General features: G+C 33.5%; 20 protein-coding genes. 10 read left to right on the top strand and 10 right to left on the bottom strand.

Going from position 1 to position 24190, the window contains the following annotated elements; all coding sequences use genetic code 11:
- Window positions 1-247 precede the first annotated feature (247 nt).
- Window positions 248-808: an RNA polymerase sigma factor gene (locus tag BUB80_RS15825; protein WP_054510237.1), complete on the top strand. Its 561-nt coding sequence runs from the start codon at window positions 248-250 to the stop codon at window positions 806-808.
- Between the two features lie 127 nt (window positions 809-935).
- On the opposite strand, the gene BUB80_RS15820 is transcribed toward BUB80_RS15825, so the two are convergent.
- Window positions 936-1568, bottom strand: coding sequence for a hypothetical protein (locus BUB80_RS15820; RefSeq protein WP_073294684.1), 633 nt, complete (start codon window positions 1566-1568; stop codon window positions 936-938).
- A gap of 108 nt (window positions 1569-1676) precedes the next feature.
- On the opposite strand from BUB80_RS15820, the gene lipA reads away from it, so the two are divergent.
- A complete protein-coding gene (lipA, locus tag BUB80_RS15815; protein ID WP_073294681.1) occupies window positions 1677-2543 on the top strand; it encodes a lipoyl synthase in 867 nt (288 codons plus the stop codon).
- Between the two features lie 196 nt (window positions 2544-2739).
- Here the strand turns inward: lipA and BUB80_RS15810 are convergent, their stop codons facing one another.
- On the bottom strand, window positions 2740-3600 hold the full coding sequence (locus tag BUB80_RS15810) for an AraC family transcriptional regulator (RefSeq protein ID WP_073294678.1): 861 nt from the start codon (window positions 3598-3600) through the stop codon (window positions 2740-2742).
- A gap of 87 nt (window positions 3601-3687) precedes the next feature.
- Here BUB80_RS15810 and BUB80_RS15805 point away from each other — a divergent pair, with 87 nt between their 5' ends.
- Entirely contained in the window at window positions 3688-4932 is a 1245-nt protein-coding gene (locus BUB80_RS15805) for an MFS transporter (RefSeq protein WP_228433850.1), read from the top strand.
- A 40-nt stretch (window positions 4933-4972) separates the two neighbouring features.
- Here BUB80_RS15805 and BUB80_RS15800 read toward each other — a convergent pair whose 3' ends face one another.
- Both BUB80_RS15800 and BUB80_RS15795 read right to left on the bottom strand, forming a co-directional pair.
- The gene (locus BUB80_RS15800) at window positions 4973-5449 is read right to left on the bottom strand and encodes a Dps family protein (protein WP_073294675.1); all 477 of its coding nucleotides are present in this window, start codon (window positions 5447-5449) and stop codon (window positions 4973-4975) included.
- Between the two features lie 52 nt (window positions 5450-5501).
- Complete coding sequence (locus BUB80_RS15795; RefSeq protein WP_073294672.1) at window positions 5502-5882, bottom strand: SpoIIAA family protein; 381 nt, start codon at window positions 5880-5882, stop codon at window positions 5502-5504.
- Between the two features lie 117 nt (window positions 5883-5999).
- Between BUB80_RS15795 and BUB80_RS15790 the strand changes: the two genes are divergently transcribed.
- Window positions 6000-7205, top strand: a complete 1206-nt coding sequence (locus BUB80_RS15790) for an NAD(P)/FAD-dependent oxidoreductase (RefSeq protein ID WP_073294669.1) — start codon at window positions 6000-6002, stop codon at window positions 7203-7205.
- 48 nt (window positions 7206-7253) lie between these two features.
- Here the strand turns inward: BUB80_RS15790 and BUB80_RS15785 are convergent, their stop codons facing one another.
- The 5 genes from BUB80_RS15785 to BUB80_RS15765 all read right to left on the bottom strand — a co-directional run bounded on the left by BUB80_RS15785 (window position 7254) and on the right by BUB80_RS15765 (window position 13077).
- Window positions 7254-8849 carry a DUF4139 domain-containing protein gene (locus tag BUB80_RS15785; protein WP_073294666.1) on the bottom strand — a complete coding sequence of 532 codons (1596 nt, stop codon included), beginning with the start codon at window positions 8847-8849 and terminating at the stop codon, window positions 7254-7256.
- A 151-nt stretch (window positions 8850-9000) separates the two neighbouring features.
- Window positions 9001-9678 (bottom strand): SIMPL domain-containing protein, encoded by a 678-nt coding sequence (locus tag BUB80_RS15780; protein WP_073294663.1) that lies wholly within the window; start codon window positions 9676-9678, stop codon window positions 9001-9003.
- Between the two features lie 110 nt (window positions 9679-9788).
- Complete coding sequence (locus BUB80_RS15775) at window positions 9789-10718, bottom strand: SIMPL domain-containing protein (RefSeq protein WP_073294661.1); 930 nt, start codon at window positions 10716-10718, stop codon at window positions 9789-9791.
- A gap of 146 nt (window positions 10719-10864) precedes the next feature.
- Complete coding sequence (locus tag BUB80_RS15770) at window positions 10865-12607, bottom strand: amidohydrolase family protein (RefSeq protein ID WP_073294658.1); 1743 nt, start codon at window positions 12605-12607, stop codon at window positions 10865-10867.
- 116 nt (window positions 12608-12723) lie between these two features.
- A complete protein-coding gene (locus BUB80_RS15765) occupies window positions 12724-13077 on the bottom strand; it encodes a hypothetical protein (RefSeq protein ID WP_073294655.1) in 354 nt (117 codons plus the stop codon).
- A gap of 178 nt (window positions 13078-13255) precedes the next feature.
- On the opposite strand from BUB80_RS15765, the gene BUB80_RS15760 reads away from it, so the two are divergent.
- From BUB80_RS15760 to BUB80_RS15750, 3 genes are all read left to right on the top strand, one after another.
- The gene (locus tag BUB80_RS15760) at window positions 13256-15034 is read left to right on the top strand and encodes a tetratricopeptide repeat-containing sensor histidine kinase (RefSeq protein ID WP_073294653.1); all 1779 of its coding nucleotides are present in this window, start codon (window positions 13256-13258) and stop codon (window positions 15032-15034) included.
- A gap of 45 nt (window positions 15035-15079) precedes the next feature.
- Entirely contained in the window at window positions 15080-15814 is a 735-nt protein-coding gene (locus BUB80_RS15755) for a LytR/AlgR family response regulator transcription factor (RefSeq protein ID WP_073294650.1), read from the top strand.
- A gap of 85 nt (window positions 15815-15899) precedes the next feature.
- Entirely contained in the window at window positions 15900-16439 is a 540-nt protein-coding gene (locus tag BUB80_RS15750; RefSeq protein ID WP_073294647.1) for a lipocalin family protein, read from the top strand.
- Between the two features lie 260 nt (window positions 16440-16699).
- On the opposite strand, the gene BUB80_RS15745 is transcribed toward BUB80_RS15750, so the two are convergent.
- Window positions 16700-17170, bottom strand: coding sequence for a DUF7832 domain-containing protein (locus BUB80_RS15745; protein WP_073294645.1), 471 nt, complete (start codon window positions 17168-17170; stop codon window positions 16700-16702).
- A 116-nt stretch (window positions 17171-17286) separates the two neighbouring features.
- On the opposite strand from BUB80_RS15745, the gene BUB80_RS15740 reads away from it, so the two are divergent.
- From BUB80_RS15740 to BUB80_RS15730, 3 genes are all read left to right on the top strand, one after another.
- Window positions 17287-18537, top strand: coding sequence for a CinA family nicotinamide mononucleotide deamidase-related protein (locus BUB80_RS15740; protein WP_073294642.1), 1251 nt, complete (start codon window positions 17287-17289; stop codon window positions 18535-18537).
- 98 nt (window positions 18538-18635) lie between these two features.
- Window positions 18636-22034, top strand: a complete 3399-nt coding sequence (locus BUB80_RS15735; RefSeq protein ID WP_073294640.1) for a polysaccharide deacetylase family protein — start codon at window positions 18636-18638, stop codon at window positions 22032-22034.
- Window positions 22035-22109: 75 nt separating this feature from the next.
- Complete coding sequence (locus tag BUB80_RS15730) at window positions 22110-24167, top strand: M13 family metallopeptidase (protein ID WP_073294637.1); 2058 nt, start codon at window positions 22110-22112, stop codon at window positions 24165-24167.
- Window positions 24168-24190: the final 23 nt, after the last annotated feature.

The following is a 24190-nucleotide window of genomic DNA, read 5'->3' as shown; positions in this document are numbered from 1 at the left end:
AAACCTAACAGGTTTTTAAAACCTGTTAGGTTTGAATAAATAGTACCTTTATTCCTATGAATGAAGAGATTCTATAAAATGTAATGGGGCTTCGGCTCCGCTCAGCCTGACATTTCTAATACTAAACATCCAATTTGTAGCGATGCCAAGCAGGAGCGGAGTCGAAGTCTTTTCAGCTTTCCCTCCAAAAATTAAATCAAATTCACACATTTGCCTTTTTACCCAAAATAAATTATATTTGTTAGTAATGAACGACGAACAATTATTCCTGCTCATCAACAAAGCCAAGGAAAAAGATCAGAAAGCTCAAACCAAACTCATTAATGTTTTTTGGGTGGATGTTTTCTCTTTTGTGATGAAGAAAGTAGGGGATGAAAATGATGCAGATGAAATTACGGTGAATGTTTTCTCAAAAGTCTTGTCAAAACTAGATTTGTTTGATCCGCATTTTCAATTTAAAACATGGATTTTAACAATAGCTCAAAATACAATCATCGATTTCTGGAGGAAAAAGAGCAGAGAAAACCAAGATCCAACTGAAAATCTGGATGAGGTAAAAAATCAATATGCAAAATCTCCCGAAGAGTTGATGATCTCTAATGAAGAGCAAAAAAAAATCATCAAGACCATTGAATCTTTAGATGCCAATTATCAGGATATTATCAAGCTAAGATTCTTTGAAGAAAAAAGTATCAAAGAAATTGCCGAAGAATTAGGTATTTCTGTTGCTAACACGAAAGTAAGAGTAATGCGTGCTAAAAAAGTTCTTGCTGAATTATTGAAAAACAATGAGTTTGAAGATATTTAAATACATTTTTAAGATCAAGTTTGTCATTCAGAGCGAAACGAAGTGAAGCGTGGAATCTAAGCAGCTTAACAATAAAAGACATGTCTAGGTTCCTATGGAATGCTGAACTTAATGTGTATTTTCCAGATTAGAAATAAACAGTCTCCTTCGTTTTAGGAAGTATAATTTTTCTTTGTTCTTTCTGATTTCTATTTTGAAGATTAATTTTTATTCCTTTTTTAGTGTATGTTTCTGTCTTAGATTTTCCATATTCTGAAATATTATCAACTTCTTTTTTGTAATTAATTTGTCCGGTGGAAAGATTAAAATCAACATCCGTTAAATAATCTCCGGGTCTGCCACTTGATGAAGAATAGCCAATTAATTCAAAATGTCCGTTTTGAAATCTGTATTTATCTGTATTTTCCCATTTCCAGCTGCTGCCTCCATAATGCTCAATAATTAAAATACCATTTTTAATGGTTGTACTTTGATAAGGATCGCCCATCATTCCTCCTGCGCTACTTTCTAAAATAGCATTTTTAGACTTTTCTAAAACGGTCCATTTTCCATTCACTTTTTTAAGAATTTGAATTTCTCTTATATTTCCAAGTTCTCCACCATCCTTCAGGTTGTAAACAATCACTTTTTCAGGGATTTTATCGCCATCCAAATCACCATCTACAGTTTCAATAGCTTCAGAACCTTTAGGCTGAAATTCTTTTTGAGCAAAGCAAAGCGTACTGAAAATAAGAGATAGAACACAAAATGTAATCTTCATAAGAAATATTTGAAGTTTAAAATTACGAAATTATCTGTTCTATCAATGTCGGTCTTTGATTGTTTCGATAAAAAAATCCTTAACTTTGAACCTCAATTTGAGAAATAAATGGAAAATTTAGTTCAAGATACTACCGTTCAAAAACCAAAATGGATTCGTGTAAAACTTCCTACTGGAAAGAATTACAGAGAATTGAGAACTTTGGTTGATAAATATAAATTAAATACGATTTGCCAGAGTGGAAGTTGCCCGAATATGGGCGAATGTTGGGGAGAAGGAACAGCAACTTTCATGATCTTAGGAAACATCTGTACAAGAAGTTGTGGATTTTGTGGGGTAAAAACCGGAAAACCCATGGATGTAAACTGGGATGAACCTGAAAAAGTAGCTCGTTCAATCAAATTAATGAAGATCAAGCATGCCGTTCTTACGTCTGTAGATCGTGATGATTTGAAAGATATGGGTTCTATTCTTTGGGGTGAAACCGTAAATGCTGTAAGAAGAATTTCTCCTGGAACTACCATGGAGACTTTGATTCCTGATTTTCAAGGGCTAACAAAACATATTGACAGATTAGTGTACGTAGCTCCGGAAGTGATTTCTCACAACATGGAAACCGTAAAACGTCTGACAAGAGAAGTAAGAATTCAGGCCAAATATGAAAGAAGCCTTGAGGTTTTAAGATACTTGAAAGAAGCAGGACAAAAAAGAACAAAAACAGGAATGATGCTTGGTTTAGGTGAAACGAAAGCTGAGGTTTTCCAAACAATTGAAGACATCAGAAATGCAAATGTAGATGTGATTACGTTGGGTCAATATTTACAGCCTAGTAAAAAACACTTACCTGTTAAACAGTTTATAACACCTGAAGAGTTTGATGAATACGGAGACTTTGCAAGAAGTTTAGGTTTCAGACATGTTGAAAGTTCGCCTCTTGTAAGAAGTTCTTACCACGCAGAAAAACATATTCACTAAGATATATAAATCGCTTCGTTTTCGGAGCGATTTTTTTTGTCGTTGCGAGGAGTGAAACGACGAAGCAATCTCAAACACAATTTTTACCACCCAGTTTGTCATTCCGGAGGAATCTCAACAAAGTAAAGTAAGAGTATAGATTCCTCCGGAATGACAAACTTGATGTATAAAGACTTCATTAGTAATGAAGTCAAAATTAAATAATCCCTTCAATTTTATTCAAATGTTTCTTTTTAAATGCAGAAGGTGTTTCTCCAACATGCTGTTTAAATAGTTTATTAAAATAAGAAAGACTTTCAAAACCCACCTGAAAGCAAACTTCCGTAACAGAATAATCTTTTAGTAAAAACATTTTCGCCTGATTAATTCTGTAATTATTTACAAAATCTGTGAAAGTCATATTCGTTTGTTTTTTAAAATATCTACAGAAAGCGGGAGTGCTTAAACTTACAATCTTTGCAATTTCGTTCACGTTAGGCTTTTTATCATAATTTTCATCGATATAATCATAGATTGTTCCCATTCTGATTTTATCATTCAGGAACCATTTGATTCGGGTGTCTTCACTGTTGAGTTCCTTCACTTCGGTTGAGTTGGCTAATATTTGTAAAATTTCAATGAAGCCAATCAGAGATTCAAAAGAATTTTTATCCCTAATGAAGTGTAGTTTTTCAACCACCATTTTCTTTGTTTCTCCTGAAAAAGAAAGCCCAAGATAAGATCTTTCAAGAAGATGTTTTATGTTTTCAAATTCGGGAATGGGAAGAATAAGATCTTTTAGAAAGGTCTCTTTCATTTGTAAAACCAACTGTTTGCATTCGGTTTGGATACCGTAATCAAAATTAAGATGTGGAACATTGGAACCAATTAGTAACAAATCACTTTCTGTAAAACCTGAAATATCTTTCCCCACATGCCGAATTCCATTGGATGCTTCTACATAAACCAATTCTATTTCAGGATGATAATGCCAGAAAAAACAGTTTTTCAGGGAAGGGGAAAAGAGTTTGAAAGATCGCTCTTTTTCAAATTCAATAATTTCTTTCTGAATTTTCATTTGGTTCTGTTTTGATTATTTATAGATTTAAAATTAAACAAAAAGGTTAATACGGAGCAAGTTTTTATCATTCACGTGGAAGTAAAAATGAATATTTCTTTCGAATTTTGCACTTTCAAAATATTAAATAATATCGGGATGATTGATAAAAGGATAATTCCACTTGCAATAGGTGGATTGGGGATCGGAACTACAGAGTTTACGGTGATGGGGTTGCTGCCTGATATTGCAAAAACTTTACAAATTACAATTCCGGAAACAGGGCATTTAATTTCTGCTTATGCTTTAGGAGTAGTAATTGGAGCACCTATATTAATAGGATATTCTGTAAAATTTCCGTCTAAAAAGGTATTGATAGCATTGATGGTTATTTTTACAATATTCAATGCGTTATCGGCTATAGCACCAGATTATACTTCGATGTTGATCATCAGATTCTTGTCTGGTCTACCACACGGTGCATTTTTCGGAGTAGGAACTGTTGTTGCTTCAAGGCTGGCAGGAAAAGGCAAAGAAGCATTTTATATATCCCTAATGTTTACGGGGCTTACGGTTGCTAATCTGGCGATGGTTCCTTTGGTAACTTATATAGGACATACATTCAATTGGAGATGGTATTTTGCCATTGTTGCTGTGATTGGTTTAGTGGCTTTGTTAGCATTAAAACTATGGCTTCCGGCGATGGATAAAAATGAAGATACTCATTTCCTAGAAGAACTGAAATTCCTTAAAGGGAAACAAGCGTGGCTGGTATTAATGATTACGGCGATTGGTTTTGGTGGATTGTTTACTTGGTTTAGTTATATCACTCCTTTAATGACTGTTGTTGCAGGAATTCAAAGTAGCCAGATGGCGTATGTAATGGTTTTGGCAGGAGCCGGAATGGTTGTTGGGAATTTAGCGGGAGGATTTTTATCGGATAAATTAGGTCCGGAAAAAACCTGTTCATTATTACTTTTCTTAATGATGACTTCATTGGCGGGTGTATTTTTCCTTTCTGAATATCAAAGTGTAGCGTTGGGATTAACGTTCATTTGTGGTGCTTTATCAATGTCTGTGGCGGCGCCTATTAACATTATGATGATGAAAGCAGCGCCAAAAAGTGAAATGATGGCAGCAGCTTTTATGCAGGCGGCTTTTAATATTGCCAATGCAATGGGTGCTTTCTTTGGAGGAATTCCTTTGGAGCATGGTCTTTCATTCAATTACCCTTCATTGGTAGGAGTAGGAATGACGTTTATAGGATTAATAGTCAGTATCCGATATATGTATTTGTATCGATCATCAAAACCTGAACAACTCAATGTGGAATGCGTTCCAAGTAATAAATAACGAAAAAGAGAAGCAATTGCTTCTCTTTTTTTATGTTGGATTAATCTTTAAAATATTTTCTGAGCTTCCAAGCCATTTTTTCGTGCTCTTGCATCAGCTCTGTTAAGAAGTCGGAGGTTCCGGCATCTTTGTATTTTTCATCTGTATCATCTACAAACTTTCTTAAAGCTCTTACGATGGTTTCATGATCGCTTACCAATTCTTTCAACATTTCCTGATTGGTAGGAACTTTTCCTGGAGTCTCTTTTAATTGAGATTCACTTGCAAATTCAGAAGTTGTTCCTATGGCAATTCCTCCCAGTGTACTGATTCTTTCAGCAACGTCATCAATACTTTGAGCAACAGCAGTATATTGTTCTTCAAAAAGAAGATGAAGTTCCATAAAATTATCTCCGGATAAATTCCAGTGGAATTTTCTTAATTTGATGTAAAGGATGTTTCCGTCCGCAAGAACATTGTTTAAAATACCATGAACAGCTTTCAGATTTTTGTCTGTAATACCTAAATTGGGTTTCATATTATTTATTTTTTAGTGTGTGGTGATTGATGATTACATGAAATATTTGAAATTAAACCTCAACTTCATTTCCATTTTTACACCAATATAAAGCATTGTATAGATTTTCTTTTGGGAAAGATTTGAATTCACCAGGCATCAAAACGCTGAAAATATCGGTAAAGTTTTGTACACCTTCTTTATCTGTTACAATAGCAGCTCTGTTCCATTTCGTTAGGTTTTTTAATCCTAATAGCATATCCTGTAGCCATGCTCCGGGAGTAAAATTACCAAGGTCTGTATCAAGATAAAGAAGATAATTAAGCTCGCCAAACTCTTCAACTTTCTTTTTCACATGCGGAATTACAAGATTTTCAAAATTCTCTTTTGTTACTTGGCCGATGGCACTAAAAGCCGCAACATTTTCTGGAGCTTCTGGAATAATAGTTATCATAATAATTAATTTTAGTGTGGTTTTGGATTATAGTAAGCAACAATAATTAAACCATAGATGATTCTTAAATCGTTAAATTAATCACAAATATTATCTATTTTAGTGTAAAATATTAATATGGATTTAAAATCTAACGAACCATTTTGGCTTTTGAAAAATGGAATATTAACTTCGTACCCATCTTTGAAATCTGATGAAGAATGTGATGTTTTAATTATCGGAGGCGGTATTACCGGAAGCCTAATTGCCCATCAGATGGTTGAAGATGGCTATCAAACAATTCTTATTGATAAACGCGAGATCTGCAACGGAAGTACTTCAGCCACAACATCAATGTTGCAATACGAGATAGACATTCCTCTGTGTGAGCTGATAAAGAGAATAGGAGAGAAAGGAGCTATAGAAAGTTATAAAGCCTGTTCAGATTCCATTGATAAGATGGAAAAGCTGACTCAGAAAATTAAATCAAAAGCCGGTTTTAAACGTAAAAAGTCTTTATACTTTGCCTCAAAAAAGAAAGATGTTTCTTGGTTAAAAAAGGAATTTGAAGCCAGAAAAAAAGCCGGTTTCGAGGTGAAATGGATGGAATCGAAAGAAGTGCTAGATACATTCGGTTTTGAAAATACTTTTGGAGGTATTGTTTCAAAGCAGGGAGCGAGTATTGATGCTTTTAAATTTGCCCATGAATTATTTGATTTAAATGTAAAAAAAGGATTGAAAATTTTTGATAAAACAGAAATGAAATCTGTTAAATATTTGAAGGGATATAATTTGGTTTCTACAACAAACGGATCTCAGATAAAAGCAAAGAAAATCATCTATTGTATTGGATATGAAAGTAAAAATTTAATCAAAGAAAACTTTGTTGATTTAAAAAGTACTTTCGCAATGGTCTCAGAAATAGACCACGATAAATTCAAGAATATAGCCAGCACATTGGTTTGGAATACCGATGATCCTTACATTTATATGAGAACAACCGATGACGGCAGACTATTGATTGGTGGAGGAGATGAAGATTTCCAAGATCCCCAAAAGCGTGATGCTTTACTCGGCAAAAAAGAAAAAGAAATTCTAAAAGGGCTAAAGAAAATAAAACCCGATTATCATTTTTACACCGATTTTGTTTGGGCCGGAACTTTCGGAGAAACAAAAGACGGGCTTCCTTACATTGGTGAGCATTCTAAATTTAAAAACTCATATTTCGTTCTAGGTTTTGGTGGAAACGGAATCACTTTTTCTGTCACCGGAATGGAGATGGCTTCCCAATTTATGAAGAACAAAAAACACCTTTTATCAAGGTATTTTAAGTTTGGAAGATAAAAAAGAACTTGGTAGCTGAGGTTCTTGAAGCTACCAAGTTTTATACAGTTATCTGCTGTAATATTGAATTTGCAAGTCTTTCGGATATTTCACTTCGTAGGAGAAATTAATCTTATCTGAACTTCCGCTGCCGATTTTTCTATTCCAAAGAATACTTCCGGTTTTCTCGTCAAGGTTTCCGTCTCCGATTTCTAAAGTTTTTACTAAAATTTTAGAATTTTCGCTGATAGGAAGTTGATCAAGGATTTCCAATTCTATATTTTCTTTGGTATTGTTTCGGATGCTTATTTGGTAAGATTCTGTCTCCCATTTATTGGTATTGAAGTTCTTTTGAGAGGTTTTATCTTCCAGTTTTATCCTTTTTACATTAATTCTTTCATCTACGCCAAGAGAAATAGGAAATTCATCTTTCACGTAATAGGTTGTTATATTGGTTTTGCCAATATAGTTATCTTCAAAATAAATATTAGCTTCTCCGGAAATAAGGTTGAGGTTCTGCCAGTTTTTAATAAAAGCCATCAGAAAAACCTGGTTGTTCAACTTAGGAACGGTGTGATATTTATAAGTTGCATCTACTTGTTTTTTGTCTAGAATTACATATTGTTCTTTCTCCTGACTTACGATGGTTTGATTGTATTTCAATTCATAGATCACATTCATTTGGCTGTCAGAAACAGTTGCTACAGGAATCTGACTTGGTTGTGCGGCATCTTCCCTCATCTGGTAAGAGTTAACTTCTGCAGAAACTTTTTTCATTTTGTAATCAGCAACTTCCGTTTGCGGATCGTAAGCTTTGTACTCTGTAACATAAAGCGGAGATAAAATAGGTCTGTTTTGGTTATACGATGGTCTGTATGTTGAGACAAAAAGTTTTACATTGTTCCAGTCTTGTCCGGTTTTCTGATAAATTTTTCCTTTGTAAACCATTTCCAGCGGTTTCTTTGTAGATTCGGCTCTCAGATCATAAGAAGGAATCCAGCCTGCGTTGGAAACAATATAGCTTATTCCTAAATTCAGGTTTATATCGTTATCTGCTAAAATCTCAAGTAAAAGTTCTTTTTTATTGGTGTTTTTATGAGTTTGTTCTTCTGTAAACAGTTTGTTGATTTTAGCTATACTTTCGCCTAAAACACTTTTTTCTTCATTGAGAAGAAATACTTTATTATCGATTTCCAGCATTCTTTTTCTATAGAACTCGGTGAGCTTAATCAGTTGTTCCTGCGGAGTAACTTTATTACTGTCTGATATTTTTAAATGATCATTAATAATATTCTGTTCACCAGATAGGTTGTTGATCTGAATCATTAAAAGACTAACCTGTCTTTGCAATTTTTTTCTTTCAACCTCCAATTTTTTCTCAGCTTCAGATAATTCATCATTTTTTAAGAAATTGCTTTGCGGCGTTATAGAAAGAAGCGTTGTATTTTTTTCGAGATTTATTTTATAGGTATTTTCATCAAGATCATTGGGAAGGTTGATGATTTTTACGATGTTTTGACCTTTCTTCAAATTCACATTGGTACTTCCGAATACCTTTGCTCCTTGTAAAAATAGGGTTGCTTGTTTCACTTCAATTTCCTTTTTAATTTCCTGAGCTTTAAAAAGGGAGATTGAACAGATGAGTAATATTAAATAATGTTTCATAGTGTATTCCTTTAAAATCCTAGCGTAAAATTATTTGCTTTAAAGCTTTAAAATGAGAAGACTTGGTGAAATGGGATGTTGGCTTGGTGAAATAAGTAGCTGACTAAAAAAAGAAAGACAGCTCTTTCGAACTGTCTCTTAAATCTGTTAATTAAAGAATCTCATATCTGGTTTTGATACTGAATTTCAGCTTGATGTTTTCAATGTTATCAAAAGAAGAATAATCTACTCCTGCATCAGCAGCTTCCATTTGTACATTAGTCATTCTGCTTTTGTAGGCTACAGGAAGAACAGAGTCACTCATGTAATCTTCAATTTCTACTATTTCAAGCGGAGTTCCGGTCTTTTTACCGATGCTTTCTAATAGATAATCTGCTTTTTCTTTTGCAGCTTTCAAAGCATTTATTTTAACGGTCTTTCTGAAATCTGCAATTTTCGTATTCTTAATTTCTGCGATATTCAAATTGCTTACCCATTTTTGGTTCAGATCTTCAAAAAGCTTACTCACATTGGTTTTTGTATTTACTTTAAACTGAAAACTCTTTGTAAACTTTGTTGTTTTAGAGTAAAGATTCTGATACATTGATTTAAATTTAATATCTTCATTTTTCACTCCATCTTTTTTTAATGTTTCAAATAAAAGCTTTTCGTTGTCGGCGAGCTGATTTTTGTTGTCAGCCTTAATACCGATGCTAAAGATGATCTCATCTGGTTCTACTTCCATTTCAGCAACTCCTGTTACTTCAATTGCATTTTTCTTTACTTCCTGAGCGTTGATAAAACTTCCTACTGTAAAGATTCCGATTAATAAAAAATGTCTTAATTTCATAATTTCTTGTTTTAAATTTTAAACTTCTAGAGTAAAATTAGGCACATTTAAAACTTGAAATCGGAAGACTTGGTGAAATTGGGTTTTCACTTGGTGAAGTTTTGACTCAACTATTTCTTGTTTTTCTTTACATCATATTTTGCCGAAATATTCATAATGTATTGTATTCCTACTTCGGGATTCTCATCATTAATGATCTTATCAAAATCGGAATAATCTACTCCTTCATAGTAAAAGGTTTTCCCTTTTCTAAGCTCTTTTTTATAGAAAGATTCATTACTTGTTCTGATATAATCTATATCTGAAGACTCATAGGCGGTGTAATTTTGATATTGACCTTTTGGAAAAACATAGGAAAAATTAGAGGAGACGGTTGGCAGACCAATGATTTCTTTTTTTACTAGGGTAAAGTAGTTGTCTTTCTTTTTGTCTAAAACAGAATAGGCTTCTTTTAAAAGATCCTGCTGGATTTTTTCAATATCGGTATTGATATAATCTACTTTTATCACATCATAAATTTGAAAATCGGAAGCTTCATAAATGAGTTTTTCAATTTTTGAATATTGATCTACAGTGATGATGATATTTTTTTTGATTTCAAAACCATTATTTTTCTGAGTAGCCATATTTTGATCTTTCGAAATCTCGTAGTCATAAATTTTTGTCTGTGAAATAAAATCAACAAATACCTCATTCTTTTTCACTCCGATTATGGATATTTTATTGATGAAATCATTAATTCTTTTATTAATATTTTCAATTGATTTTTTTGGAGTTGCGGCTTCTTCATTTACACCAAGCGTAATTTTATATTTATCCGCTACTTTATTCAATAATACCGTTGCCTGAATTACCACAGTAGAATCAGTCACAGAATAATCAAAGAGATCATTAAAGGTTTTATTGATTCGTTGCTCGTTGTAGCTTCTGCTTTTGTATACCTGATTCCCACCAACCTGAGCGTTGGTATTCAGGAAAGTAAAAGCTGTAATAATTACTAAGAATAATTTTTTTTGGTTTAAAATAAAAATGTTTTTCATAATGATTAAGATTAAATTATCCCACAAACTTAATTATGTAATCATTGAAGAAAGTTAAAGAAATGGTGATCAGTGGCTTTCACTTGGTGAATCAAAAAAAGACAGCTCGTGAGAACCGTCTTTTAGTAATTTTAAGAAGAAAAATTTTACTGAATAAAATAAACTTTTACAATTTTCTCATTCTTGATTTCATAAATTGCTGTGGCTTCCATTATTTTAGGACTCATTCCGGAAATGCTTTCTTTGTCGATTACAAAATTACCGTTGATGATTCTGTTTTTAATTTTACAATGTAAATCAGGAAGTCTTTTAAACATTGCGTCATAATTTTTTCGCATGGTTTCTTTTCCTTTACTCAGCAATGTATTTGGGAAACTGTATAATTCTACATCTTCAGAATAAGGCTCCAGAAAAGCATCAATATTTCTTGCATTGTATCCGTTTACTTGTTGTTGAACAAGACTTTCAGGTGTTGTTTTCACGATGTTTTGAGGAACAACCTCGCCATTTTTCAGGACAAGATCAACTTTAGTAATATTGTCCAGATCTTCAATAGGATTTGAATTTAATAAAACCAAATCGGCAATTTTTCCTGTTGAAACACTTCCCGAAGTTTTTTCTTTATTAAATATCTTAGACGGATTAATTGTTGCTGATTGTAAAATTTGCCAGTTACTCAAACCGCTTTCCTTCATTGCTTTTAGTTCATCAATAAATGATGTAGCATGTTGAGTTCCTATATTTCCTGCATCTGTGCCCGCTGCGATTGTGATACCTCCTTCAGTTAATTTCTTCAAATTTGCTGTTCTTATAGCAGATTTTTTGCTCATATAAGCAGCCATTTGAGGTGAGTTTGATTGTTTTTTCTCTTTCTGTATCATCACAGAGTCTTCAGAATATGCCAAATGTTTTAGGTCATAAATAGAACCTATAGCTTCCGGATTTGCGTTTTCCAATTCATAAGTGCTGTAATCTGGATTTTGCCCGAATGCTTTTGTGTAGTTATTTGAAACAATTAAAGTAGGACTTAAAACAGTGTTCTTTGATTTTAATAATTTCACAAAATCATCAGGAACAATTTCATCTTCTATATCATGAACCAAAAAATCTGCCCCGTTTTGCACTGCAATTTGTGCCGTGATTCTTTCTGTTGCATGTACAGCGACTTTTAAATTATTTTTATGAGCTTCATCAATAATTGCTTTTATAATGGGCTCGTGTTTTTTAGCTTCCGTTTCAATCTCGGCTCCATCTGCAAGGACGATATACCAAATTTTAATAAAATCAGGTTTATATTGAAGTTGCTCCTGAACATATTTTTTAGCATCTTCAATTGACATTGTTAATTTAAAAGGTTCATTCTTACCAAGACTTTTAAATTCATCAGGTTCATAGGTTGTTAAAAGAGGTCCTGTCATATAAACAGAAGGCAAATTCGGTTTATTGGCTAGTGAATTTTTAATATTTAAAAAATTATAGCTTGCTCCAGCATCAATCACAGAGGTTATTCCACTCTTAAGATAACGTTGCAGAAGATCTTCCATATTATTTTGCGTCCAGTTAATCTCTTTATCATATGAATGGTATTTTCTTAGATCAATTGCGTCCGGTCTTGTATATAAACCTCCACTTTGAAAGAAATGTACATGAGAATCTGTCATTCCCGGAATCAAGAATTTTCCTTCTCCATTAATGATCTTTGCATTGTTTGTAACCTTTACTTTGTTTGCTGGTGTAATTTCAGAAATGATGTTTTTATTGATGACAATAGTTTGATTTGGAATAAGCTTTTGGTTTAAAACATCTACAATGGTGACATTTTGAATATAAGTTTGGGAATGGAATGTACTTACGACAAAAATAAAAAGCAGTGTCTGAATTTTTTTCATAATTATTTTGAGTGTTCATTAAGTGTATCCTACAAATATAATAAAAGCTATACATCTATGGCTTTCAAAAAAAGATAGATAAACTTTAATCACGAAAACTTCAAAATAAAAAATACTTACCTGTTCGTTAAAATAATAGATTTCCCATTTTGGGTAATTAGTTTCTTTTCTTTAGAAAATAATTGATTTCTTATAATGACCTCATGTTCGTTTTGTGAAATTTTATAAGGTGTTGAACTGAATATGGCGTCTGTTATAAAATGCTCAAACAATTTTGTAGAATCTGATTGATGTACCGAATAAAAATCAACCTTATAATTGTTAATTCCCGTATGGTAAAATTTATAGATAATTTTTTCGTTGAGGTCACTTGAAATCACTTTTGTTTCAATGAATTTATTTTGTTCAAGAAATGAGCAGCTTTGGAGCAACAAAATAGATAGAAAGGAGAGCGTAAATATTTTTTTCATAATAATTGGGTGTAATACAAATGTAAGGAAAGCTGGTTCTGTGAATGTTAACGCAGTTTCAATTTTGTTTTACTAAATAGCTTTATATCAGTTTTTTAATGGGTGAAACTTGGTGAATGGGCAATTTCACTTGGTGAATAGTATTTGAGTAAACTATATATATGTATATCTTTGTTTTATGAAAATATTTCAATTTTTCGCACTACTTTTTTTGATATGTTTTGGGAATGAAGCTTATTCTCAAACTACTAATGTGGCGCAGGAAGTTGTGACTCAAACCAAAAAGCTTAAAAAAGCAGTTGATAATAAAGACATCTCTGCAGAAGCAGATTCTTATTACAACATTGGGGACTCATTTTTCAATAATGGTAATTTTGCTAAAAGTGAAGAATATTTTATCAAGTCTAAAAATATCTACGAAAAACTCAACGATAGGTCCAACATCGAGAAAGTAACACGAAAACTGGCTCAGTCACAGGAGAAGCAAAATAAAATCACTCCGGCAATCAGTAATTATAATAGGGCTGCGGAAGTTAATTATTCATCAAAAAGCAAGGCCGTTAATTCTAATGATGTGGCAAGACTTTCTGCTCCTTCGCAGGATATGAAAGCAGAAGCCATTCAAAGTAATATTGATATCAGTCAAAAGGAGAACGAGAAAGAAGACCTTGCGGCGAGTTACAGCCAAATGGCTGATGTAAATATTCAGCAAAAGGATATTCCAAAAGCAGAAGAAAACTTGAATAATGCTTATCAGGTTTCTAAAAAAGGAACACCTCAACAAGCATTAGAAATTAATCAGAAACTGACTAATTTTTATGTTGGAAATAAAAATTTCGAGAAAGCAATTGAAGCCAAAAAGAAAGTCTTGAAAGAAGATTTTGTTAAAGATAATTCTCAGGAAAAAGTTAACCAAATTCAGGAATTAGCAGATATTTATATTAAAAAAGATGATGCAGAAGAGGCTATAAAATTATTAAAGAATGCGTACGAAATTGCATTGGAAAAGGGGCATACATTAGAGGCGCAGAAAAGTGTAAAAAGGCTAGATAGTCTTTATAATACTTCAAATAATACCAATGCTTCAGTTCAATTATATAGAGATTTTCTCGGGAAATTGCCAAACTTGGTTTCTAAAGACCGAAGTTTGGTAGATAATAAAGTTTTGGAAGATACGGAGCAGAGAATTTCTCAATTAGAAAAAGAAAGAGAATTAAAAGACGAATTAATTCGCAAGAAAAATGTCTTTAATTATAGTTTGATTGGAGTTCTGATTGTACTGACAGTTTTAATTGTTTTTATTTTCAGAACATTAAAAAAAGTTCAGATCAAAAATAAGAAAATCGCATTGCAGTCGCTTCGTAGAGAGATGAATCCACATTTTATTTTTAATAGCTTAAATAGTGTGAATCATTTTATTGCCACCAATAATGAATTGGAAGCCAACCAATATTTAACCAAATTCTCAAAACTCATGCGCGGCGTGATGGAAAATTCTACGGAAGATTTTATCCCGTTTCAGCAGGAATTAGATTTACTTCAGAATTATCTTGCGTTGGAAAAAACTCGTTTTTCAGATAAGTTTGATTATGAAATTGAGTTTGATGAAAATCTGAATACGCATAGTCTGCAAGTTCCCGGAATGCTAGTTCAGCCATTTTTAGAAAATGCGATCTGGCACGGATTACGGTATAGAACGACCAAAGGATTTTTGAAATTAAGTTTTGAAAAGGATGATCAAAATCTAAAAATTAGTATTGAAGACAACGGAATCGGAATTGAAGAAAGTAAAAAGCAAAAGACAGAACACCAAAAAAACAGAGAGGGCCGCGGAATGAAAAATACGTTGGAAAGAATCACTTTACTGAATGATTTATACAATCGCGATATTCAATGTAAAATCATAGATAAAAAAAATGAGCCGGGAGTTTTGGTAGAAGTGAGCTATAAATTGTGAATTTTAATACTTCTAATCCAATATCTATAACCTAACATCAAGAACATGAAAATAAAAGCCATTATCGTAGACGACGAGCTTATCGCAAGAGAAGTTTTGAGGAGCTACATCACAAAATATTGTCCGCAAGTTGAGATTTTAGGTGAAGCTGAAAATATAAAAGAAGCAGTTCCTTTGATTGCTGAAAAACAACCACAGCTGGTTTTCTTAGATGTAGAAATGCCTTTTGGAAATGCTTTTGATGTGTTGGAGGCAACAAAAGAGTTTTCCTATGAGACAATCTTTATTACAGCATTTTCTCAATACTCTTTGCAGGCGTTGAACAAATCGGCGAGTTATTATATTTTAAAGCCAATAGACATTCAGGAACTTATTGTGGCGGTAAATAAAGTCGCAGAAAATATTGAAAATAAAGATGAGCTTAACCGGAATAAGATTCTTCTTGAAAATTTAAAGTTAAAACCTGAAAAGCAACAATTAATCCTTCCAACATTACAGGGTTTTGATGTTGTGAAAACAGAAGATATTGTAAGGCTTCAGGCAGATGGAAACTTTACGCAGGTTTATCTTACAGACGGTTCTAAAAAGATGGTCTGCAGATTCCTAAAGCATTTTGATGATTTGCTGGAAAATCCTTTTGTAAGAGTTCACCGTTCCCATATTATCAATACTAATTTTGTGAAATCTTATCATAAAAGTGGAACCGCAACGCTTTCTGATAGTACAGAAATTGAGGTTTCCGGAAGTTTTAAAGATAATTTTTTGAAGGTTTTTTCTTAAGGCTAAAAGCCAGTTGCCATTAGCTAATAGCAATTTCAGGCATTATTTTTGAAGCTTTTATAATAACCACGAAATTTATATTATTATGAAAAATATTCAGAAAATTGCTATTCCCGTCTCGTTGGGAATTTTGGGTTTAATAGTTTTTAATTCATGTTCAACAGGAATTCCTAAAGGCGCAAAAGCAGTTACTCATTTTAATGCAGATAAATATTTAGGAAAGTGGTACGAGATTGCTCGTTTCGATTATAGATTCGAGAAAAACATGGATAATGTTACTGCAACCTATTCTCAAAATCCAAACGGAACCATTCGAGTAGACAATAAAGGATATGATTACATCAAAAAAGAATGGAAAGAATCAATTGGAGAAGCTAGATTTATAAAAGATAAAACCGAAGCCCGATTAAAAGTTTCATTTTTTAAACCCATTTGGGCGGGATATAATGTGATTGATATCGATGAAAATTACCAATATGCACTGATTGCCGGAAGCAGTTTAAAATATATCTGGATTCTATCCCGAACCAAAGAAATTCCTGAAAGTATCAAACAACGTTTTCTGGAAAAAGCTAAAAGAATAGGTTACAATACAAATGAATTAATCTGGGTAAAACATGACTAACAGTCATTGCTAGGAGCGTAGCGACGAAGCAATCTCCTTAAAACAAAGTTAAACTTAACTTCTTAATACTATTCATAAAGTTTGTCATTTCGGTAGAAATCTAAATCAAGTTTTATCTTGAGTCATAGAGATTCTTTCAGAATGACAAACTTTGTGTTTACTTACACCTAATAAATTTTTATCGGAGATAAAAATCCTTTCGCCTTAAAACGTATTTCTGGTAACAATTTGCGCCTTTGCGTTTGAACCAACAACCAATACTAAGCCTTATATTCCTTCCATTCCTCAAAACGATGATCAATGGCAAGTTTCATCAAGTCATAATTTTCATAGGTATCTTCAATGTGATAGAATGTTTCATATTCGTAATCACTTTCTTCGGCTTTGCTGTCGAAAATATTGATATAATCTGTGGCGAAAGAACTGAATTTATCAGCAAAATCTGTTTCATCTACATAATAATCTTTTGCAAAGCTATTTCCAAGATCATTTAGCTCATATTCAGTGAATTTTCCATCACATACTTCAAGGAGAAATTCGGCTCCGGTAATCTCTCTTCTTTTTAAACTTTCAATTTCATCTTTGAAATCTTCTTTCATTTCCTCGGAATGCAAATCATTGTGGATGCACCAATTCAGAAACATTCCTGTATGTGTAGCACCATTTTTTGAAGGAAGCCCTTCAGGAAAATCTCCTCCAGAATGCCAAGAAGCATCATCATATTTAGACATAGTTTTTAATTATAGTTTTAAACAGTTCAAACCAAAGATATAAAAAATCGTTTTCTTTTGTTCACTACACAGAATTTTCCGTCATTTGTACCAGAATTTTTTTCAAGAATTATAATATGGAAAAAGCTGTTCTTATTACTATTGGAGACGAGATCCTTTCGGGAAATACCGTTGATACCAATTCTAATTTTATTGCTACTGAACTTAAAAATATAGGCGTACAGGTCTCACAGATTTTCACTATTTCAGACGAAATTGAAACCATTAAAAATACCTTAAAAGAGGCTTTTAAAATAGGAGATTTGATTATTACAACGGGAGGCTTAGGACCAACCAGAGATGATAAGACTAAAAAGGCACTTGCCGAATTTTTCAATGATGAAATTGCGCTGGATGAGGTTACTTTTGATCATCTGAGAACGTATATGGAAAAACGTGGTCGATTGGAAATTCTGGAAAGAAATCGCGAACAGGCTTTTGTTCCTACAAAATCTACCGTTTTTCAAAATAATTTCGGAACGGCACCTTGTATGATGATGGAACAGGATGGTAAATTATGTTTCAGTCTTCCAGGCGTTCCTTATGAAGTAAAACCATTGATTAAAGATCAGATTGTTCCTTATTTGAAGGAAAAATATAGTCTTAATTATATCACAACAAGAATTATTTCGGTGGTTGGAATTCCTGAAAGTATTTTGGCAGATACTATTGAAAATTGGGAGCTTGCTTTACCTGAAAATTTGGCATTATCTTATCTTCCGATCGGAACCAGAGTAAAGTTAAGATTAACTGCCACAGGAGAAAATGAAGTTGGCTTACAGCAACAATTAGAAGAAGAGATTCAGAAACTTCTTCCTTTAATTAAAGATCATGTGATTGCAACAACAGAGGATAAGATTGAAAAAATTCTTGGTGAACTTTTGATTGAAAGAAAATTAACAGTTTCAACCGCTGAAAGTTGTACCGGAGGAGAATTGGCAAAAATGATTACCTCAAATTCGGGAAGTTCAAAATATTTCTTGGGCGGAATTATCCCGTATGCAACTGAAAAGAAAATTGAAATATTAAAAGTTTCAAAAGAAACATTTGACGAATTTACGGTGGTGAGTGAGCAGGTAGCTCAGGAAATGGCAAAAGGTTGCCAGCAACTATTTGGTACCCATATTTCTTTGTCTACAACCGGAGTAGCTGGCCCTGGAAAAGGGGAAGATGGAAAAGATATTGGGACGGTTTTCTATTCTATCAGGGTTAATGATAAAGAGCAAAGTTCAAAATTATACATGCCACATTTAGAAAGGCAAGATTTTATGAATTTTGTATCGCAGAAAATTTTACAGGATCTAGTAAGTATACTTATAAATGCTTAAACTGGAAAAGAATAATTTTAATGTAATTTTAATTTATTTAGAATAGTTTTTCATACTTTTTGAAAGGGTTGTCGTATGACAATTAACAATTACAGATAGTGGAAAAATCAAACCAAATTTTTCAAACCAATAACAAGAAACGCTGGAGAAATGTGCAGTGGGGATCTCGTATTTTTATCTTCGTAGCCGTGCTGCTTTTTTTGGCATTAGGGGTGATGATGACATTGGATCGAAGCCCGAAAATTCCTTTTAAAGAAGATTATAAATCCATCATTACAGCAGCGAAGCCGTATCTTCAGGAAAATAAAATATCGAAAGAATATAAAGGATTCAGAAGTTTCATTTCAGAAAAAACAATTCATACCAACCTTTCTAAAATTGAAAAGGCGAGAGCTGAAAGACTTAAAAATCAAAATAGAAGTTGGTCTCAATTTCCGGGTGGTATTCGTTCTGCATTCTATGTAGCATGGGATGCACAGTCTTTAATGTCCTTAAAACGAAATATTAAACATATTAATTTAGTTTTTCCGGAATGGTTTTTCTTAGATCCTAAAACAGGAGATTTAAAAACAAATGTTGACACGGAAGGATATAAAATTATAAAAAGAACAGGCGTTGCCGCGATGCCAATCTTAAGTAATAACTCTGATCGGGAATTCCGTTCTGAAGGATTGGGTAAAGTGTTGAAAAGCCCGCAGCTGAGAACAAAGCTTATTCAAAAGCTAGCGCAGCAATGTATAAAACTTCATTTTAAAGGAATCAATATTGACTTTGAAGATATGAATCTGGATTCTGATGAGTTTCTTATTGATTTTATGAAAGAGCTTTCATTAACGTTTAAGCAAAACAATCTTTTGGTAGCAATGGATGTGATGACGGATAATGATGATTATAACATTGAGAAGCTAAATCCATATGTAGATTATTTTGTATTAATGGCTTATGATGAATATTCAGCTGACAGTGATGCCGGACCAATATCTTCTCAAAAATGGATTGAAGCTCAAACAGGAAAAATCTTAAAGAAAACCACACCTAATAAAGTTATTTTAGGACTAGGAGCGTATGGATATGATTGGAGCACGAATAAAGAAGACAATGTATCCGTGACTTATATGCAGGCAATCACAAAAGCGCATGCAAGTAAATCCTATATTAATTTTGATGATAATACTTTTAACCTAAATTATTCCTATACTGATTCTAAGAAAAACGTACATACTGTATTTTTTAATGATGCAGCTTCTCTTTTTAATACGATGCGTTTTTCTTCTGAATATCCTTTAGCCGGAACCGCAATTTGGAGACTGGGAAGTGAGGACAGCAGAATCTGGAATTTCTATGATAAAGATCTTACTCTAGCGGGCATGTCGAAATTCAGCTTTAAAATGCTGGAAAATGTTAAAGGACAAACCATGGTAGATTATATTGGGGATGGTGAAGTTCTGGATGTTTTAAATACACCTCATGACGGAAAAATTTCATTAGAAGTAAACTCAAAAGAAAAAATTATTACCGATGAAAACTATGTAACCTATCCAAGTTCTTACGAGGTTAAAAAATATGGAAGTGCTCCGCAGAAAGAGTTGGTTCTAACTTTTGATGACGGACCTGATGAAACATACACTCCACAGGTGTTGGATATTTTATCCAAATACCATGTTCCCGCCGCTTTCTTTTTAATAGGATTGAATGCTGAAAAAAATCTTCCTCTGGTAAAAAGAATTTACAGAGAAGGGCATGAGATAGGAAACCATACATTCACTCATGAGAACGTTGCGAAAGTAAGTCCTGAAAGAGCGTTGTTGGAATTAAAATTGACAAGACTGTTGATAGAATGTATCACAGGACACAGTACTATTTTATTCAGAGCACCTTATAATGCCGATTCAGAGCCTACCACATCTGAGGAAATTATTCCTGTGGCATTGGCAAGACAGCAGAATTATTTGGATATCGGAGAAAGTATAGACCCGGAAGACTGGCAGCCGGGTGTAAAAGCAGATCAGATTGTGCAACGTGTGTTGGCAGGAATTAAACAAGGGAGAGGAAATATTATTTTACTGCATGATGCAGGTGGAGATACAAGAGAAGAAACAATTAAAGCTCTTAAAATTTTGATTCCAACTTTGCAAAAACAAGGATATCATTTCACCAATCTTGCGAGTATTTTACATAAGAGTAAAAGCGAGTTGATGCCTGAAGTTCCTAAAACCCGATCTTATTATGTAATGCAGCTTAATTTGGTATTGGCAACGATGATTTATGGAATTGGTCATTTTTTGGTAGCACTTTTCACTATTTTCATAGGATTAGGGCTAGTGAGATTATTGTTAATGGCGTACTGGGCAATTAAAGAAAGAAAAAAAGAGAAAAAATTAAGCAATTTTCCTGTGCTGGAATCTTATCCAAAGGTTTCCATTATTGTTCCTGCATATAATGAAGAAGTGAACATAGTATCTTCATTGAAGAACTTATTACAGCAGACCTATCCCAATTTTGATATCATCATGGTGGATGACGGCAGTAAAGATCTGACGTATGAAAAGGCAAATACAGCGTTTTCTGATCATCCGAAACTGAAAATTTTCAGCAAATCTAATGGAGGAAAAGCAACCGCTTTAAATTTCGGAATTTCTCATACCGATGCTGAATATGTAGTCTGTATTGATGCGGATACAAAATTGGAGCAAGATGCTGTAAAACATCTTATCGCGAGATTTTTAAATGCAGCGCCAGAAGAGAAAATTGCTGCTGTAGCGGGAAATGTAAAAGTGGGAAATCAGGTAAATTGGTTAACAAAATGGCAGGCTATAGAATATACGACCAGTCAGAATTTTGATAGATTGGCGTATGCTAATATTAATGCAATTACCGTAATCCCTGGAGCAATCGGTGCATTTAGAAAAGCCGTGATTCATGAAGTTGGAGGGTATTCATCAGATACCTTAGCGGAAGACTGCGATATAACGGTGAAAATTTTAAGAAAAGGGTATACTGTAGCTAATGAAAACAGAGCAGTTGCTGTAACTGAAGCTCCGGAAACAGTAAAACAGTTTTTAAAACAACGTTTTCGTTGGACCTACGGAATTATGCAGATGTTCTGGAAACAAAAGCAGACATTCTTAAATCCTAAATACAAAGGATTGGGACTTTGGGCAATGCCGAATATTTTATTGTTTCAGTATATTATTCCGCTTTTCTCGCCGCTTGCAGATGTGATTATGTTTTTGGGGATCTTATCAGGAAACGGAGAAAAAATATTCAGTTATTATTTACTGTTTCTTTTGGTAGATGCATCTTTGGCGATTATTGCTTTTATGATGCAGAGAGAGAAATTGGTGAATTTACTGTATGTTATTCCGCAAAGATTCGGGTACCGATGGTTGATGTATATTGTGCTGTTCAGAAGCTTAAGAAGAGCGTTGAAGGGTGAAATGCAGTCTTGGGGATTCCTGAAAAGAACTGGTAACGTAAAAGAAATTACAACTTCCTAATATTTGTTTAAATTTGTTCGCATAAAAGTAACAAATAATTAAAAGAACATACATATTGTATAAATTGTTATCATAATGAAAAAATTAACGCTTTCTTTGTTTTTACTAGCGGGAGTTTGCTCACTAAATACAGTGAGTGCTCAGAATAAAGCTACTAAAACAGCAGTAAATACAACAGATAAAGGTTTAGACCTTAGTTTGATGGATAAATCTGTACGTCCACAAGACGATTTCTATAATTACGTAAGTGGAACTTGGATGAAAACTGCCAAGATCCCTTCTGATAAACCTACTTGGGGTAGTTTCAATAAATTGGCTGATGATACTGATAATCATTCAATGACGATTTTGAACTCTCTTTTAAAAGACAAATTTACTGACGGAAGCGAAGGTAAAAAAATCCAGGACTTGTACGCAACGTACATGAATATGGAGAAGAGAAATGCAGACGGAATTAAGCCTATTCAGGAAAACATCAACAAAATTGATGCAATTAAAAATCTTGCAGACCTTCAAAACTACTTTATTTCTGTTACGAAAGACGGAGAGAATACGTTATACGGATGGGGAATTGATGCAGATTTGAAAGATTCTAAAATGAATGCTGTTTACTTAGGAAACGCTTCTTTAGGATTAGGAAGAGATTATTACCAAAAAGTAAACGAAAAAAATACAGAAGCTTTAGCTGAGTATACAAAGTATGTATCTTCAATGTTGAAAGAATTGGGATACAAAAATGCTGATGTTGCTGCAAAAGGAATCGTAGATTACGAAAAAAGCATTGCAAAAACATATTTAACAAACGAGCAAAGCCGTGATAACACGCTTCAGTATAACCCAAGAACAATGGCTGAGCTTTCAACATTGGTAAAAGGGGTTGATATTCCTGCTTACCTTAAAAAAGTTGGGGTTACTGCAGATAAAGTAATCATCGGAGAAATCGGATATTACAAAAACTTCGATCAGTTAGTGAATGCTAAAAATCTTCCTGTAATTAAGGATTATTTGAAGTTCCACATGATCCACGGAAGTGCTTCTTACCTAAGTGAAAAATTAGGAGACACAAGATTTGCTTTCTATGGTAAATATTTAAGAGGTCAACAAGAGCAAAGAGCGCTTAACAAAAGAGGATATGAGTTAATCAACAGTTCTTTAGGTGAGGCTTTCGGTAAATTATATGTTGAGAAATATTTCCCTGCTGAAGCTAAAGCTCAGATGGTTGAATTGATTGATTACTTAAAGAAAAGTTTTGCGGTTCACATCAACAACCTAGCTTGGATGTCTGCTACAACGAAAGTTAAAGCAACAGAAAAATTGAATAAGTTCACAGTAAAAGTTGCTTATCCAGACAAGTGGAAAGATTACTCTAAATTAGAAATCATTCCTGAGTCTAAAGGAGGTTCATTATACAAGAATCTTCAGAATATTTCAGAATGGCAGTACAATAAAGATTTAGCTAAAATCGGAAAACCGGTAGACAAATCAGAATGGGGAATGACTCCACAAACTGTAAATGCGTACTACAACCCGGTAAACAACGAGATTGTATTCCCTGCAGCTATTCTTCAACCTCCATTCTTCAACCCTCAAGCTGATGCTGCTGTTAATTTCGGTGGAATTGGTGCGGTTATCGGTCACGAAATGAGCCATGGATTTGATGATTCAGGAGCGCAGTTCGATGCAGATGGTAACTTGGTAGACTGGTGGACTCCAGAAGACAAAGCAAACTTCGAAAAAGCAACTAAAGCGCTTGCTTCTCAATATGACAAGTATGAGCCTGTAAAAGGAACTTTTGTTAATGGTACTTTTACAAACGGTGAAAACATTGCTGACTTAGGTGGAGTAAACATCGCTTACGATGCATTGCAAATGTATCTGAAAGATAAAGGAAACCCAGGATCAATCAGTGGATTTACACAAGATCAGAGATTCTTCTTAAGCTGGGCAACCGTTTGGAGAACATTATCAAGTGAGAAATACATGGTGAACCAAGTGAAAACAGACCCTCACTCTCCTGGATATTTCAGAAGTTTCGGTCCGCTTATCAACGTTGATGCATTCTATAAAGCATTTGATGTAAAAGCTGGAGATAAATTATACAAAGCTCCTGCAGACAGAATTAAAATCTGGTAGTCATCAGATATATAATATTACAA

The organism is Chryseobacterium polytrichastri (assembly GCF_900142445.1).
GTDB classification, from domain to species: domain Bacteria; phylum Bacteroidota; class Bacteroidia; order Flavobacteriales; family Weeksellaceae; genus Chryseobacterium; species Chryseobacterium polytrichastri.
The sequence above is the reverse complement of the archived record's forward strand: the minus strand, read 5'-3'. Positions and strand labels throughout refer to the sequence as shown.

Excerpts from the sequence above, each read along its gene's own strand:
- BUB80_RS15810 (WP_073294678.1), bottom strand. The coding sequence starts at position 3,600 with ATGAAAATTCAGAAAGAAATTATTGAATTTGAAAAAGAGCGATCTTTC.
- BUB80_RS15750 (WP_073294647.1), top strand. The coding sequence starts at position 15,900 with ATGAAAAATATTCAGAAAATTGCTATTCCCGTCTCGTTGGGAATTTTG.
- BUB80_RS15825 (WP_054510237.1), top strand. The coding sequence starts at position 248 with ATGAACGACGAACAATTATTCCTGCTCATCAACAAAGCCAAGGAAAAA.
- lipA (WP_073294681.1), top strand. The coding sequence starts at position 1,677 with ATGGAAAATTTAGTTCAAGATACTACCGTTCAAAAACCAAAATGGATT.
- BUB80_RS15800 (WP_073294675.1), bottom strand. The coding sequence starts at position 5,449 with ATGAAACCCAATTTAGGTATTACAGACAAAAATCTGAAAGCTGTTCAT.
- BUB80_RS15760 (WP_073294653.1), top strand. The coding sequence starts at position 13,256 with ATGAAAATATTTCAATTTTTCGCACTACTTTTTTTGATATGTTTTGGG.
- BUB80_RS15755 (WP_073294650.1), top strand. The coding sequence starts at position 15,080 with ATGAAAATAAAAGCCATTATCGTAGACGACGAGCTTATCGCAAGAGAA.
- BUB80_RS15745 (WP_073294645.1), bottom strand. The coding sequence starts at position 17,170 with ATGTCTAAATATGATGATGCTTCTTGGCATTCTGGAGGAGATTTTCCT.
- BUB80_RS15730 (WP_073294637.1), top strand. The coding sequence starts at position 22,110 with ATGAAAAAATTAACGCTTTCTTTGTTTTTACTAGCGGGAGTTTGCTCA.
- BUB80_RS15740 (WP_073294642.1), top strand. The coding sequence starts at position 17,287 with ATGGAAAAAGCTGTTCTTATTACTATTGGAGACGAGATCCTTTCGGGA.
- BUB80_RS15765 (WP_073294655.1), bottom strand. The coding sequence starts at position 13,077 with ATGAAAAAAATATTTACGCTCTCCTTTCTATCTATTTTGTTGCTCCAA.
- BUB80_RS15780 (WP_073294663.1), bottom strand. The coding sequence starts at position 9,678 with ATGAAATTAAGACATTTTTTATTAATCGGAATCTTTACAGTAGGAAGT.
- BUB80_RS15790 (WP_073294669.1), top strand. The coding sequence starts at position 6,000 with ATGGATTTAAAATCTAACGAACCATTTTGGCTTTTGAAAAATGGAATA.
- BUB80_RS15775 (WP_073294661.1), bottom strand. The coding sequence starts at position 10,718 with ATGAAAAACATTTTTATTTTAAACCAAAAAAAATTATTCTTAGTAATT.
- BUB80_RS15785 (WP_073294666.1), bottom strand. The coding sequence starts at position 8,849 with ATGAAACATTATTTAATATTACTCATCTGTTCAATCTCCCTTTTTAAA.
- BUB80_RS15795 (WP_073294672.1), bottom strand. The coding sequence starts at position 5,882 with ATGATAACTATTATTCCAGAAGCTCCAGAAAATGTTGCGGCTTTTAGT.
- BUB80_RS15805 (WP_228433850.1), top strand. The coding sequence starts at position 3,688 with ATGAATATTTCTTTCGAATTTTGCACTTTCAAAATATTAAATAATATC.
- BUB80_RS15770 (WP_073294658.1), bottom strand. The coding sequence starts at position 12,607 with ATGAAAAAAATTCAGACACTGCTTTTTATTTTTGTCGTAAGTACATTC.
- BUB80_RS15820 (WP_073294684.1), bottom strand. The coding sequence starts at position 1,568 with ATGAAGATTACATTTTGTGTTCTATCTCTTATTTTCAGTACGCTTTGC.